The sequence below is a fragment of the Sagittula marina genome, from assembly GCF_014196795.1.
GTDB lineage: Bacteria > Pseudomonadota > Alphaproteobacteria > Rhodobacterales > Rhodobacteraceae > Sagittula > Sagittula marina.
This window is the reverse complement of the sequence record NZ_JACIEJ010000002.1, coordinates 70,233-83,460: the sequence shown is the minus strand read 5'-3', so window position 1 is coordinate 83,460 and position 13,228 is coordinate 70,233. Positions and strand designations below refer to the sequence as shown.

General features: G+C 60.0%; 13 protein-coding genes. 7 read left to right on the top strand and 6 right to left on the bottom strand.

The genetic code is table 11. From position 1 onward, the window contains the following. Positions 1-39: 39 nt before the first annotated feature. The gene (locus tag GGQ68_RS03750; protein ID WP_183963077.1) at positions 40-774 is read right to left on the bottom strand and encodes a glutamine amidotransferase; all 735 of its coding nucleotides are present in this window, start codon (positions 772-774) and stop codon (positions 40-42) included. Positions 775-888: 114 nt separating this feature from the next. Between GGQ68_RS03750 and GGQ68_RS03745 the strand changes: the two genes are divergently transcribed. After that, the gene (locus GGQ68_RS03745; RefSeq protein ID WP_183963076.1) at positions 889-1,635 is read left to right on the top strand and encodes a YebC/PmpR family DNA-binding transcriptional regulator; all 747 of its coding nucleotides are present in this window, start codon (positions 889-891) and stop codon (positions 1,633-1,635) included. Positions 1,636-1,689: 54 nt separating this feature from the next. On the opposite strand, the gene GGQ68_RS03740 is transcribed toward GGQ68_RS03745, so the two are convergent. Beyond that, entirely contained in the window at positions 1,690-2,562 is an 873-nt protein-coding gene (locus GGQ68_RS03740; protein WP_183963075.1) for a LysR family transcriptional regulator ArgP, read from the bottom strand. 111 nt (positions 2,563-2,673) lie between these two features. Here GGQ68_RS03740 and GGQ68_RS03735 point away from each other — a divergent pair, with 111 nt between their 5' ends. The 5 genes from GGQ68_RS03735 to GGQ68_RS03715 all read left to right on the top strand — a co-directional run bounded on the left by GGQ68_RS03735 (position 2,674) and on the right by GGQ68_RS03715 (position 6,433). Further along, complete coding sequence (locus GGQ68_RS03735; RefSeq protein ID WP_183963074.1) at positions 2,674-3,276, top strand: LysE/ArgO family amino acid transporter; 603 nt, start codon at positions 2,674-2,676, stop codon at positions 3,274-3,276. A gap of 232 nt (positions 3,277-3,508) precedes the next feature. Further along, a complete protein-coding gene (locus tag GGQ68_RS03730) occupies positions 3,509-3,706 on the top strand; it encodes a hypothetical protein (RefSeq protein WP_183963073.1) in 198 nt (65 codons plus the stop codon). Positions 3,707-4,503: 797 nt separating this feature from the next. Beyond that, a complete protein-coding gene (locus GGQ68_RS03725) occupies positions 4,504-5,187 on the top strand; it encodes a thermonuclease family protein (protein WP_183963072.1) in 684 nt (227 codons plus the stop codon). Positions 5,188-5,370: 183 nt separating this feature from the next. Next, on the top strand, positions 5,371-5,640 hold the full coding sequence (locus GGQ68_RS03720; RefSeq protein WP_183963071.1) for a DksA/TraR family C4-type zinc finger protein: 270 nt from the start codon (positions 5,371-5,373) through the stop codon (positions 5,638-5,640). Between the two features lie 334 nt (positions 5,641-5,974). After that, a complete protein-coding gene (locus tag GGQ68_RS03715) occupies positions 5,975-6,433 on the top strand; it encodes a hypothetical protein (protein WP_221235517.1) in 459 nt (152 codons plus the stop codon). Positions 6,434-6,496: 63 nt separating this feature from the next. On the opposite strand, the gene GGQ68_RS03710 is transcribed toward GGQ68_RS03715, so the two are convergent. Continuing rightward, positions 6,497-8,320, bottom strand: a complete 1,824-nt coding sequence (locus GGQ68_RS03710) for a M3 family oligoendopeptidase (protein WP_183963070.1) — start codon at positions 8,318-8,320, stop codon at positions 6,497-6,499. A 161-nt stretch (positions 8,321-8,481) separates the two neighbouring features. Here GGQ68_RS03710 and GGQ68_RS03705 point away from each other — a divergent pair, with 161 nt between their 5' ends. Then, positions 8,482-9,375, top strand: coding sequence for a hypothetical protein (locus GGQ68_RS03705; protein ID WP_183963069.1), 894 nt, complete (start codon positions 8,482-8,484; stop codon positions 9,373-9,375). A 271-nt stretch (positions 9,376-9,646) separates the two neighbouring features. Here the strand turns inward: GGQ68_RS03705 and GGQ68_RS03700 are convergent, their stop codons facing one another. The 3 genes from GGQ68_RS03700 to GGQ68_RS03690 are packed head-to-tail and all read right to left on the bottom strand — an operon-like array spanning position 9,647 to position 13,188. Beyond that, positions 9,647-10,591, bottom strand: a complete 945-nt coding sequence (locus GGQ68_RS03700; protein WP_183963068.1) for a hypothetical protein — start codon at positions 10,589-10,591, stop codon at positions 9,647-9,649. 6 nt (positions 10,592-10,597) lie between these two features. Continuing rightward, positions 10,598-12,187: an ATP-dependent DNA ligase gene (locus GGQ68_RS03695; RefSeq protein ID WP_183963067.1), complete on the bottom strand. Its 1,590-nt coding sequence runs from the start codon at positions 12,185-12,187 to the stop codon at positions 10,598-10,600. Then, entirely contained in the window at positions 12,184-13,188 is a 1,005-nt protein-coding gene (locus tag GGQ68_RS03690; protein WP_183963066.1) for a ligase-associated DNA damage response exonuclease, read from the bottom strand. The genes GGQ68_RS03695 and GGQ68_RS03690 overlap by 4 nt, the downstream gene beginning before the upstream one ends. Positions 13,189-13,228: the final 40 nt, after the last annotated feature.

Below are 13,228 nucleotides of genomic sequence, written 5' to 3'. Positions count from 1 at the left end.
ACGAGGCGGAGCTTTCGGGACCGGGCCGGTCGCGAGAGGTCATTGATAGCGTTGAACAAAAGCCGATAGCAGTTTTTCGGGATGGGTCACATCCGCCGCGCGGCACATGTCGATCAGCGCGTCTGCGGTCTCCGGCGGGAAGTAGCCCTTGTGCCGGTAAATGCGGATGCGGGTTTCGAACCCGCGGGCGTCGGCCTCCGGGTGGAATTGCGTGGCGTAGACGTTCTGCCCGTGACGGATCACCTGGTACGGGCAGCTGTCTGCCCGGGCCAGATGCGCCGCGCCCTCGGGCAGATGCTGCACCGCTTCCTTATGTCCGACAAATGCGTCGAACTGAGCGGGCAGGGCGCGCATCAGCGGGTCGGCCTGGCCGTCTGTGGTCTGGGTACAGGTGACGGCGCTCACAGGTTCGCCGTAGCGGGCCTTTGACACTTCTGCGCCCAAGTGGTGGGCCAGGATGCCGATACCGTAGCAGCAGCCCATGAAGGGCAGGTCGTGCCCGGTGATCGAAGGCATCAGGGAGAGGCAGGCGGCCTCGATCCGGGCCTCGACGGGGTCCTTGGTGTCGGCGGGATCGGAAACGCAGCCCGGGCCGCCGCCGACGATCACGCCTGCATAATCGCGCGGGTCCAATGTGGCGGGGAGGTCCTCTCGGTCGAGCTGGAGACGGTGCACCTGCGCCTCGCGCAGACCGCCCTTGTCGAGGATCGCGTGATATTCATCGTCGCTCGCCTCTGTTTCGGGGCGCAACTGGAGGAGAAGAAACCGGGCCATGACGCTGGCTTACGCGCGGACAGGACGTCGCGCAATGGGTGGCCTTGGCAAGAGGGGCGTGGATGGATTATAGAGACGCGAATTTTCAAACAGTCTACCCGAAGAGGCGAGATCATGGCCGGCCATTCCAAATGGGCAAACATTCAGCACCGCAAGGGCCGTCAGGACAAACTGCGGGCGAAAATCTTCTCCAAGTTGTCGAAGGAGATCACCATCGCGGCAAAGATGGGCGACCCCGATCCTGAAAAGAACCCGCGCCTGCGCCTGGCAGTCAAGGAAGCCAAGGGCCAGTCCATGCCCAAGGACAACATCGAACGCGCCATCAAGAAGGCCATCGGTGGCGAGGGTGAAGAATACGAAGAGATCCGCTACGAGGGCTACGGCCCGAACGGTGTTGCGGTGATCGTCGAGGCGATGACCGACAACCGCAACCGCACCGCCTCTACCGTGCGGTCGACCTTTACCAAGAACGGCGGCAATCTGGGCGAGACAGGCTCCGTCGGGTTCATGTTCGAGCGCAAGGGCGAGATCATCTATCCGGCAGACGCAGGCGATGCTGACGACATCATGATGGCGGCGATCGAGGCCGGGGCCGAGGATGTGGAATCGTCCGAGGATGGTCACGTGATCTATTGCGCCGACACGGATCTGAACGAGGTGGCGAACGCTCTGGAAGCCGACCTTGGCGAATCCGAGTCGACAAAGCTGATCTGGAAACCGACCACCACCACAGAGATGGACGTGGACGGCATGACCACGCTGATGAAGCTGGTGTATGCGCTGGAAGAAGACGACGACGTGCAGCGCGTCACCACCAACTTCGAGGCGTCCGATGAGGTCATGGCGCAGCTCGACGGCTGAACCGGGTTCGGCGGGATGTAAGAGCGCGCGGTAGGGGAGCCTGCCGCGCGTTTTCTATTGCGGAATCGACAAAAGCGCGTTTCGCGCCGCCCGTTGCAGCGCCTTGGTCAACGGGCGCAAGGCCGGGCCGAGGTGGCTGCTGACCTGCCAATACAAGGCCACGTCGCGCGGGCTGTCCGACAGCGCGATCAAAGTGCCGTTGGCAATGTGGTCCTCCACCAGCGGCAGGGGATTCAGCCCCCAGCCCAGCCCTGCGACGGATGCCGTGACGAAACCATGTGTCGAGGGCAGGATATGGACGGGAGGTGCGGGGGCGTCGGGAAAGACATCCGCCAGCCACCCCCGTTGCAGGCGGTCCTTGCCGGAGAAATCCAGCATCGGCGCTTTGCCCAGCGTGGCGGCTGTGACGGCGTCCGGGAAGTATCGCTTTGCAAAGCCTGGCGCACAGGTCGCGATGTAGCGCGTGACGCCGAGCGGCAGCACATCACATCCCTGGAGCGGCGCCGCGCGGGTGGTTATGGCGGCGCACACCTCTCCCTCGCGCAGAATGTGGTGCGCGGCGGTTTCATCCTCGATCACGATATCGAACAGGAAGTCCGTTTCTGCCAAGGCCGGAATGGCCCAGGTGTCGAGGCTGTCGGCGTTCAGCGCGATCCTGACGCGGGCCTCGGCGACGCGGCCCAGATCCTGTGCCAAGGCCGCATCCAGCAGGGCCAGCTCCCGCGCGTGGCGGCACAGCCGGGCGCCGGTGGGCGTGGCACGGGCGGGGGATTGCCGCAAAACCAAGGGGGCACCGACGCGATCCTCCAATGCACGGATGCGTTGCGACACGGCTGAGGGCGTGATCGCCAGCTCCGCCGCGGCCCCGTCAAAGGCGCCGAGGCGAAGCACGGCCTCCAAAGCGGCCAGTTGGGCTGGATCGTACATGCTGCGGGACCTCGTCTGGATTAGAGCTGCTTCACCAGTTTTAGAATCCTTAATTTGCTTAATCCAGCGGTGCTGCGTACCTGCAGGCGACGACGACAAGGAGCATGAGACATGCAGGCCATCTGGTCCTCTTACCTGCCGGGATTTGCCTTGGCCTTTAGCCTGATTATGGCCATCGGCGCGCAGAACGCGTTTGTGCTGCGGCAAGGCTTGCGCCGCCAGCATGTGCTGCCCGTGGTGTTGGTGTGCACGCTGTCGGATGCCCTGCTGATCACCGCAGGTGTGGCCGGGTTCGGGGCGCTGGCGATGGCGGTTCCGGGGCTGGAATTGGCGATGCGCGTCTTCGGCGCGGCCTTCCTGGTGTGGTACGGCGCACGGACGCTTTGGTCGGCCTGGAAGGGAGGAGAGGCGCTGGAGGCCGGGGAGGGCGCGCAGAGCCGCCGCAAAGCCGTGCTGACCTGCCTCGCGCTCACATGGCTCAACCCGCATGTCTACCTCGACACGGTGGTGCTGCTGGGGACGATTTCCGCCCGCTATGAAGCGGTGCCATTTACGTTTGGCGCGGTGACCGCCTCGACCACCTTCTTCTTTTCGCTGGGATTTGGCGCACGGGTTCTGGCGCCGGTGTTCAAACGTCCGGCAGCCTGGCGCGTGCTGGACCTGTTGGTCGGGCTGACCATGTGGGCGATTGCCGTGTCCCTAACCTTGGGCTGAGGCGGGCATCCGTCACGGGGCATATCGCGGCTTGAGCATCAAGAGCTCGGCCTGGGTGGCTTTGGTCCAATGCGCGGGGGGGGGGCGGTCACAGTCGCTGAGCTTGCAACGAACTGCGGGCAGGTGCCGGGATTGTTCTCAAACCGCGAAAAGTCCGCGCCTTGGACGCAATTGCGCCTTGTTTCATGGGCATTTCTTGATCTGTAAACAGTGATTTTCAGGAGAGTGTAAAATGTTTGCGGATAACAAGTTGACTGAAGACATGATCGAGATCGAAGCCTTCCTGTTGCGTGAGCGCGAGAAGGTTCTGTCGGACGCGGAGTGGCGCTTTCGGATGCGTGGTTACGGCTACAACCTGCGCCGCACAGACTGTGGTATCGAAGTGGCGCGCCTGCCGCAGAACCGCGTCCTGGGCACGCTGAAATTTTGAAGCTGACGTATTTGCCAACACGATAGGTGCGTCCCATGCGGGGCGGGCCGGATTTAACGGAACGGACCGTCGGGACTGTATCGGGCATTTGACAGCCGAAAAGCAGTTGCTTTTGCATGATGCGACAGTTTCCGCGTGCTTCCCGGTGCGAAAAGGGGCGCGCGTTAAGCATACTTACCGGCAAGGCTTGATCTGGCGGTCTGCGTTGGTCAGCTTAGCGGTATGTTAAACTTTGTAAAAATTCTCGCGCTTGTCGCTCTGGCGGGGCCAGCGTCCTCTGAAACCCGCGTGGTGTTTGGTCCGGCGGAGGTGTTGGATGCCGGGCACCTGCGTGTGCGCGGACAGGTCTTCAAACTATCAGGGATTTGGGCACCAGCGGTGAACCATCAGTGCGACCACGGCTGGGCATGTGGGGCTTGGGCTGCTGGCGAAGTTGCCGCGCGCTACGACGGACGAGATGTCCTTTGTGTCGAAATGAAACCTGAAATCAATGAGGTAACAGAGGCCGTTTGTCTTGATGGCAGGCGCGAGATTGGCGCAGATCTCGTGGCATCTGGCTTGGCATTTGCCCCGGCACAAGGTCCCTACGGGCGTGAGGTCGCGCGGTCCCGCCGTGTTGGTGCCGGGCTTCGCGCCTTGGGCGTTCACGGGACGTCTCAGGTTCACCCCCCGCGGAAGGCGCAGCCCCGCATCCAAAGCGCGAAGATGACTCCGTGACACGGCGCAGGCAGTTTTAGCGTTAAGGTTGACGACCTTTTTACATTGTACTCGCCAGATGCTGTGGCGATATAAAGGGAATGTTAAACTCCGTTAACCAAATGCTCCTGATCGTCACGCTTGGCGTGTCGACCTTGTGCGCCTCCCAGGCCTCTGCCACCGATCTTGTCGGTTCCGTTCGCGTAATCGACGGCGATACGATCGACGTTGGCACCGCGCGTGTGCGCTTGCATGGCATAGATGCGCCGGAGCAGGGGCAACACTGCGGGGCTGGCGGCTCCGGTCATTGGGCTTGCGGCGCTTGGGTGACTGAAAATCTGCGCCAAATGGTCGAGGGGCGGATGGCGCGTTGTGTCGAACTTGACCGGGATCGCTATGACCGAATCGTCGCGCGTTGCTTTGTTGACGGCGAGGATGTTGGTGAACAGATGGTGAGCCGCGGGTTTGCCGTGGCTTTCACGCGGTACTCCATGGACTACACAACGCATGAGACAGCTGCACGTGAGGCCGGGCTCGGGCTTCATGCGGTCGCATTCGATCCGCCGGCGCAGTACCGCAAGCGATCAGCGCAGAAGGCCACAAAAAACGCGCAAAAAGAGTGCGTTATAAAGGGCAACATCAGCCGGGACGGTGCTGAACGCATTTATCATATGCCGGGGCAGCGCGATTACAAAGCGACGCGGATTAACCTGTCGAAGGGCGAGCGCTGCTTTGACACGGCAGAGGATGCGCGGCTTGCGGGCTGGCGTCCCGCAAAACGCTGAGCGTCTGCTGTAAAACCTTAATCATGATCGGCCAGACGGATCGATGATCTCATTCGGTTGTGGGGCGCTCTTCGCGCCATCACATCGGCACGTGGTGTGACCCACGACGCGACACCGCGACAAATCCAAAGATGCCCTATATTACTGGATGAATATCCAAGCAAAGCCCCAAGGAGGCACGCAATGGCTGGAGGATGGAGCCGCGACGGAGCGGAAAATGAACAGATGGAAGCTTCGATTCAGGAAGAGTTGGAGCGGATGAAGCTGCGGCGCGCGCCTGTCGGAGAAAGCCTGATGGACTGTGCTGAGTGTGGTGAGGAGATCCCCGAGAAGCGGCGCGTCGCTTTGCCCGGCGTAAAGTTTTGCGTGGACTGCGCTGCCGAGCGGCAAGGGCGCGACGTGCGGCAATCGTCGTACAATCGACGGGGATCGAAGGACAGCCAATTGAAGTAAGCGCTGGCAGCTTATCCGCATATCCGCGCTGGTCGCTGACGGCACAACCCTGCATTGACAGCTCGGCACCGATTTGATTTTCCCGCGTTTTGGGCACCGCGCGGCCCGATCGGAAAATTGAGGGTCCAAGATGCCGCATCCAGATCAACCGAAGACACGTCTTGGGCGCCAGCTTGCTGCGGGGGTGCCGCAGAAGGTGGTGCGGGACGTATGGAACCGCTTTCGCTACGGGCCCGGAGCGCCCCTCAGTGACGAGCGTATCTACATTTCGCCGTGTGACATCAAATTTGCGCACAGGGCGGTGGATCGTGCGTACAGGCGGCGGGAAAGTGGCATGGTCGTCGCGGGCGACTGGGATCAATCGCGTGAACCGCTTCCCGAAACGCGGGCGGCGCGGGTGATCCACGATCACTTTGTCAAGGGGATGAGCTGGGCCGAAACCGGCATCGTGGACTACCATCTGGGCAAGATCGCCGAGAAAGGTATTTCCGAAGGCGCGCGCACACTCGAAGAGATCATGGCGCGCTACGAAGATCTGGATCGGGTCTACGAAGATGCGCAGAAAACGGGCACATTGCGTCCGCGCAGCGAGCTTCCCGGTCACTTGCGGCGCGAATATGAGGGTATTTTCTTTCACATCGCGCGGGACGGCGAACCGCTTCGCACGGGCGGTGGCAGGAACAGATTTGCCATCGCGCGGGTGCTGAAACTGCCAAAGATCCCGGCACAGCTGGGCATCATTCACCCCGAGGCGGTGCGTGCGGGGTATCTGGAGCAGCTGCGTCGGCCCTGAGGGCTCAGGCCTATTGAGCCATAAGGGTGAAGGGCCGGGAAGGCCCTTCACGTTTGGCCAATGTCAGTCTTCCATCGCCTCAAGCTCGTCGATGAAGCCTTCGATCATCGACAGACCCTTGTCCCAGAACTTGGGGTCGGTTGCGTCGAGACCAAAGGGGGCGAGGAGCTCTTTGTGATGCTTTGAGCCGCCTGCCTTGAGCATGTCGAAGTACTTGTCCTGGAAGCCTTCGGGATTTTCTTCGTAGGTCGCGTAGAGCGCGTTCACCAGACCGTCACCGAAGGCATAGGCATAGACGTAAAACGGCGAATGCACGAAGTGTGGAATATAGGCCCAGAACGTCTCGTATCCTTCCATGAAGTCGAAGCCTTCGCCGAGGCTTTCTGCCTGCACCGACATCCACAGCGCGTTGATGTCGTCCGGGGTCAGCTCGCCGCCGCGACGGGCATCGTGCAGTTTGCATTCAAAGTCATAGAAGGCAATCTGGCGCACGACGGTGTTGATCATGTCCTCGACCTTGCCGGCGAGCATGACCTTGCGCTCCTTCTGGTCCTTGGCGTTTTCCAGCATCTTGCGGAACGTCAGCATCTCGCCAAAGACGGAGGCGGTTTCCGCAAGCGTCAAGGGAGTGGAGGACAGCATTTCGCCCTGATCTGCTGCCAGAACCTGGTGTACGCCATGGCCAAGTTCATGCGCCAGGGTCATGACATCACGCGGTTTTCCGAGGTAGTTCAACATGACGTAAGGGTGTACGTCGGTGACGGTCGGATGGGCGAAAGCGCCGGGCGCCTTTCCCGGTTTCACGGCGGCGTCGATCCACCCCTTGTCAAAGAAGGGCGTCGCGATTTCGCCCATACGTGGATCGAAGGCGTTGTAGGCATCCATCACCATCTCGCGCGCTTCGGGCCAGTCGATGACGCGATCGGTTTCCATCGGCAGCGGCGCGTTGCGGTCCCAGACCTGCATTCGGTCGAGGCCAAGCCACTTGCGCTTCAATTCATAGTAACGGTGAGACAGGCGCGGGTAGGCCTCGACCACGGCATTGCGCAACGCCTCGACGACTTCGGGTTCCACATCATTGGACAGGTGACGCCCGGTCTGAGCGGTGGGCATTCCGCGCCACCGGTCCATGACCTCTTTCTCCTTCGCGGTGGTGTTGTGGATGCGTGCGAACGTGCGGATGTTTTCACCGAAAACGCGTGCCAGCTCATGCGCGGCAGCTTCGCGTTTGCTGCGGTCTTGATCGGTGAGGAAGTTCAGCGTGCCCTCGATCCCGAGTTCTTCGCCGTCGATCTCGAAGGTCAGTCCCGCGATGGTTTCGTCGAACAACTTTTCCCAGGCGTCGCCAACCACGCCCATATCATGCAGGAACTTCTCCATCTCGTCAGAGAGCTGGTAAGGTTTCAGCGCGCGGATGCGCCGGATGGCGGGTTTGTAGCGCGCAAGGTCAGCATCGGCATCAAACAGGGCGTCCAGTGTTGCATCGTCCAGCCGGTTGAGCTCCAACGTGAAAAACACCAGTGGCGTCGTGTAGTTTGTTACCTTCTCCTGCATGTCGGAGAGGAACTTTGCCCGCTCGGAATCCACCGTCAGCTGGTAGTACCGCAAACCGGCGAAGGACATGATACGGCCTGCGATCGCCCCGATCTTTTCGTGGCGTTGAATGACGTCGAGAAACCCGGAGGCGTCGAGTGTGTCCAGCTTGCCTTCGTAATCTTCTGCGAAGGTCCGGCACGCGTTCTCCAACCAATCGAGATCTCGCTTCAGCTCCGGCGCGTCGGGTGCCGGGTACAGATCGGTCAGATCCCACTCCGGCAGAGGGCCCAGATCCTTGCCGCCAGAAGTGGCATTTGCATCAAAAAGCGGACGGGGAAGCGAAAGGGGCATTTTGAACCTCGGATGATTGACGTTTGCATACAGACATAGGTGTGAGGTTGCGGGGATGGCAAGGCGCAGCGGGCTTAAAAGAATTGCGGACACCGAGCATCTCTGAGCTAACTCAACGTCAGGAGAAGGATGCGATTCATCTAGTGGAGGAGATTTCGAACATGGATACCAAGGGCTTTATTTTTGCGGTGGGGGGGCTGGTTGTTGGCCTGATCGGCGGCACGGTCATCGGCAACGGCATGAGCGACACTGCCATGCAAGACGCGATCAGTCGGACAATTCAGCCCGCGCGGGAAGAGGCGAGCAATGCAGCGACGAGCACGCAAACTGCGCTTGCGACGATCCAGGAACAGTTGACCGCGCTGGAAGCCGCCGTAACGGGAAATACGGTTGATCCAGAGGAAATGGCCGCCAGCATGGGGGAACAGACCCAGGGTCTTTCCGAGCAGATCAAAGACATGCGCGACGCTCTGTCCTCGCAGATTTCCGAAGCTGGCGCGTCTCAGGCGGAAGCTGTTCAGGCGGCTATGGATGAGCTGTCGTCGAGCATGGCAAACAGCGCGCAAATTGCAGCCTCTGCTGTGGCCTCCTCCGACGGTGGTAGCGGTGGCGGCGCAATGCCGAGCGACGACATGGAAGTGAGCGATGCGCTGTCGGTTGGAAGTACCGCGCTGTTTGCGGATGGGGCGTTGCGCGTTTTCGTCTCTCGCTTGGAACCGGAGCAAGGCTCTGCACGGCTATCGGTCAATCGGGAAACCGTAAACTTGGGAACCGGTGGCACAACGACTGTGAGCGTCGAGGAAACAGAATGTGCTTTGTCAATCATGGCGTTGACGTCGCAAGGCGTGACACTTGGATCTGATTGCTCAGCGGTTCTGACTGATGCGGAAGACGCAGCCCAGTCGTCAGATGATGCCTCCGATCAATCGGAGAACACATCTGAAGAGGATGCGGCCGCGTCGGAAGACACCAACACAGACAGTGCGCAGGAAGACAGTACGCAGGAGGAGCCTGATACGCAGGAGGAGTCGCCGGACGAAGCGAGCTCGGAGTAATCGGCTCTCAGACATATAGCCAAGCCGGGAAACACCGTCTGTGAAACGAAACGCTTCGTGGCCACGACATGTCGGGAAGGGCACGCTAGGCGGTTAGTGCGCGATTTTCTGGATCTCCGACACCTGTCTGTCTTAACAGTCGGTGTTTACCCCCTGAGATTTCAGAAGGCGTACAAGCATGTACGCTCGGCTCAGGCGGGGTAGCAGTGCAGCTGGCGGTTAAGGCTCTTGCGATCAAGTTCGAACTGGGCGGGGAAATGACCCCGCCCTTTCAGAACGTGTATGCATATGTCAGGTGCAATCCGGGACCTGCTTCGCCGTCTGTCGCTGCGAGGACGGCATCTCCATACTGATCAAAGCTGCGTTTTACAGCGAGCCCGTAGGCATCGTCCTCTTGATCTTCTGAAAATTCACCCATGACTGTAATGAGATAGTCGCCAGTGAGATCAAGTTCAGCCTTCAATGCAATCGCGTTTGGACGATCGTTTGCGGCCATGCTTAGCCATGCGGCCGACAGGTCGAGACTGCCAAAATCGGCGCGCGTGCCAAGTTTCGCATTCACACCTTCGTGTTGTCCATCATCCGACCAAATGCCCTCTAGAGCGGCGGCAAACTCATAGCGGCCACTTTCCCGCGAAAGTGCGGCTGAGGCTGTACGAAAGCCGCCTTTGTGGGCGCCATGCGCCGATACAGACCATTTCAAGGCCTCCATCTCACCGTCAACAGACATTCCCCAAGGCACTGCGGTGCGCCGCATGGCTTCGACAGTGTTGTGGCTCCGCGTGTATTCAAGGCGGTCATACGAAAGGTACGGCGCGGTGTGTTCAAAGACCGATGGAATTACCGAATCAAAGGCGGGGCGCACGACCCCGAGCCGAATGCGCCCGTCCCAAACGAAGGCAGCGTAGGTCTCATGCGGGTTTTTCCCGTCCAAGGCGTACAGATATGTACCGACTTCGAAGCTTAGAGGACGGGATGTGGGAAACGGCACCGACGCAGTAGCATCCATAGCCCCGAAAAGTGGGAGTTCAGCCAGATTGGTCACTCCTGCCTCGACGGTTCCCTCGAATTTGACGGATTGCGCAGCGGCGGGCGCGGCTGCGGAGACAAGTAGAATTAGGCTAATTATGCGCAAATCAAATGCCCTTTCGGTGCTCAAGCAATACCGCGTATTGGGCGCTCCATCGAAGGGAATGTGACCCACGGCGTCTGACATTGCATCTCATCCGTAGAGTTTCAACAACGATTTCAGGTCATTGAGAGAATTTGCTTCGTTCACAGGCTTGTCACGGCGCCATCTGCTCATGCGTGGAAAACGCAGGGCAATGCCCGATTTGTGTCGCGGGCTTTCCTGAATGCCCTCAAAGGCAATCTCGAAAACATGCTCCGGCTTGACCTGCCGGACAGGGCCGAAGCGCTGTAATGTGTTGCGCCGAACCCATCGGGTGATTTCCTCGAACTCACTGTCCGAGAGCCCTGAGTAGGCCTTGGTAAATGGGGTCAACTCGTTGCCATTCCAAACCGCAAATGTGAAATCGGTAAACAGATTGGCGCGGCGGCCATGCCCTTGTTGCGCGTAGATCATCACAGCGTCGACGGTCAGCGGATCCAGCTTCCACTTCCACCAATCGCCCTTTTTGCGGCCTGCAAGGTATGGCGCGTCGCAGCGTTTTAACATCAGGCCTTCGGCGCGGTGCGTTCTTGCAGTTGCTCTGGTGTCTGCCAGTGCGTCCCAGCTTTCGAAATCGAGTTTCGGCGAAAGGCGTACAGGAGAATCCGGCGGGGCATTCTCCAGCATTGTTTCAAGGCATTGGCGGCGTTCCTTCAAGGGAAGGTGGCGGATGTCGTCACCGCCGATTTCAAGCAAATCATATGCCAGTAGGGACACGGGCGCGTCTCGGAGAAGTTTTTTGGAAACAGTCTTCCGCGTGATGCGCGGCTGTAATGTTGCAAAGGGAAGGGGGCCATCGTCCCACGCCAGCAGTTCTCCGTCAAAGACGGTGCCGTCGGGCAGAAAATCCGGAGCTCGCTCGAATTCCGGAAAGCGATCTGTCAACAGCTCTTCTCCGCGTGACCAGAGATGGTGTTCACCGTCGCGCAAAATCAACTGGCCGCGAATTCCGTCCCACTTCCATTCTGCTTGCCAATCCGCTGGTGGACCTAGATTTTTCGCCTCACTTTCCAATTGATAGGCCAGGTAAAAAGGATAGGGGCGTGAGCCATCGGCACGCGGGTCATCCTTTTCGATGAGGTCGTGATAGCTTGTGGTCTCCGGCGTCCAATTGCCCATAAGCTTGAGCGCCAAGGCGGCCTCGTCCTGATCGGTGGCCTGAGCCAGGGCGCGGGTCATCAATTTGCGTGATATTCCGATGCGAAAGCCGCCGGTCACAAGCTTCGTGAAGACAAAACGCTCTGCTGTGTCGAGTTGATCCCATGCGTCAAGGATTTGTGCTTTGCGCTCGTCCAGCGGCAGACCCGTCATCGCGCGGAGCTGCTCGATCCAGCGGGACAAAGGCAGATCGCTGTCGCGCGTCGGGGGGGGCAATACCAGCGAGATGGTCTCGGCCAGGTCACCGACAATCGGGTAGCTTTCCTCGAACAGCCAAAGGGGGATACGCGCCTGTTCCGCTGCGAGGTTGCGCAATTCGGTGGCGTTGATCGCCCGCTTCGGCCGCCTGCCGGAGAAGAGGGCGATGCACCAAAGTTTATCCTCGTCCGGAGCCGTAATGAAGTATTCGGCAAGGGCCTTCGTCTTGAGCGTGGTTTTCGTGGTTTGATCGAGGGTGGTAAAAAGGCGGGTGAAGCGTTTCATACAGCCTCCTCGCTTTGGCCATCGTCGCCGAATTCGGTCTGCAGCACATGTGCGTCATAGCCTTCTTCTTTCAGCCACTTGGAGAAGATCTCGGTGTAGCCGTGCGTGGCATAGACTGTTTCTGCGCCGGTGGCCTTGATGGCCTCCTGAAGCCCGGGCCAGTCGGCGTGATCCGACAGAACAAAACCGCGATCCATGCCCCGCCTGCGACGTATGCCGCGTATCCTCATCCAGCCAGAGGCAAAGCTGGTGGAAGGGTTTCGAAACCGACGGGCCCACTGGCTGCCCAAGGCCGATGGCGGTGCCAGCACCAAGGCGCCTTTCTGTGCCTTTACGTCCAAGTCTGGCGTGACGTGAATTGTCTCGGGAAGAGCGTATCCTTGTGTACGGAGTATCTCGTTTGTGGCTTCCACTGCACCATGGGTGAGGATCGGGCCAATTGGATCGAGCAGGGACAAGAGCCGTTGCGCCTTCCCCAGGGAATAGGCGCCCAACAAAGCTGTTTTCCCCTCGGCAACACAGGTTTGCCACCAAGCGTTGATCTCTTCCGCGACCTTCGCCTGTGGTTCCCATGTGAACACAGGGAGGCCGAAGGTGCATTCGGTGATGAAACTGTGGCAGCGTACAGGCTCGTACGGCTCGCAGAACCCATCGTCGGTGGTTTTGTAATCGCCTGACGCGACCCAGACATAACCGTCCACCTCGATACGGATCTGCGCAGATCCGGGGAGGTGGCCGGCGGGGTGAAACGACACGTTTGCGCCGCCGATTTGCCGTGTCTCACCGTATGCGATGCCTTCGGCAGTGATGTCGCCCAGCCTGTGCCGCATGACCGGCAAAGCGGCGTGGGTCGCAAGGTACCGCCCATGCCCGGGCCGCGCGTGGTCCGCATGGCCATGGGTGATCAAAGCGCGATCTACGGGGCGCCAGGGATCAATGTAAAAATCGCCGGCAGGGCAGTAGATACCCCGGTCAGTGAAGGTGAGAACTGGATCGGTCATGCAGCGGAGATAATGCGCTTTATGACCTTGGCGAGGACAA

What these genes read in the sequence shown, in the direction of transcription:
- GGQ68_RS03750 (WP_183963077.1), bottom strand. Translation starts at nt 774, where the DNA reads ATGGCCCGGTTTCTTCTCCTCCAGTTGCGCCCCGAAACAGAGGCGAGC.
- GGQ68_RS03745 (WP_183963076.1), top strand. Translation starts at nt 889, where the DNA reads ATGGCCGGCCATTCCAAATGGGCAAACATTCAGCACCGCAAGGGCCGT.
- GGQ68_RS03740 (WP_183963075.1), bottom strand. Translation starts at nt 2,562, where the DNA reads ATGTACGATCCAGCCCAACTGGCCGCTTTGGAGGCCGTGCTTCGCCTC.
- GGQ68_RS03735 (WP_183963074.1), top strand. Translation starts at nt 2,674, where the DNA reads ATGCAGGCCATCTGGTCCTCTTACCTGCCGGGATTTGCCTTGGCCTTT.
- GGQ68_RS03730 (WP_183963073.1), top strand. Translation starts at nt 3,509, where the DNA reads ATGTTTGCGGATAACAAGTTGACTGAAGACATGATCGAGATCGAAGCC.
- GGQ68_RS03725 (WP_183963072.1), top strand. Translation starts at nt 4,504, where the DNA reads ATGTTAAACTCCGTTAACCAAATGCTCCTGATCGTCACGCTTGGCGTG.
- GGQ68_RS03720 (WP_183963071.1), top strand. Translation starts at nt 5,371, where the DNA reads ATGGCTGGAGGATGGAGCCGCGACGGAGCGGAAAATGAACAGATGGAA.
- GGQ68_RS03715 (WP_221235517.1), top strand. Translation starts at nt 5,975, where the DNA reads ATGGTCGTCGCGGGCGACTGGGATCAATCGCGTGAACCGCTTCCCGAA.
- GGQ68_RS03710 (WP_183963070.1), bottom strand. Translation starts at nt 8,320, where the DNA reads ATGCCCCTTTCGCTTCCCCGTCCGCTTTTTGATGCAAATGCCACTTCT.
- GGQ68_RS03705 (WP_183963069.1), top strand. Translation starts at nt 8,482, where the DNA reads ATGGATACCAAGGGCTTTATTTTTGCGGTGGGGGGGCTGGTTGTTGGC.
- GGQ68_RS03700 (WP_183963068.1), bottom strand. Translation starts at nt 10,591, where the DNA reads ATGTCAGACGCCGTGGGTCACATTCCCTTCGATGGAGCGCCCAATACG.
- GGQ68_RS03695 (WP_183963067.1), bottom strand. Translation starts at nt 12,187, where the DNA reads ATGAAACGCTTCACCCGCCTTTTTACCACCCTCGATCAAACCACGAAA.
- GGQ68_RS03690 (WP_183963066.1), bottom strand. Translation starts at nt 13,188, where the DNA reads ATGACCGATCCAGTTCTCACCTTCACTGACCGGGGTATCTACTGCCCT.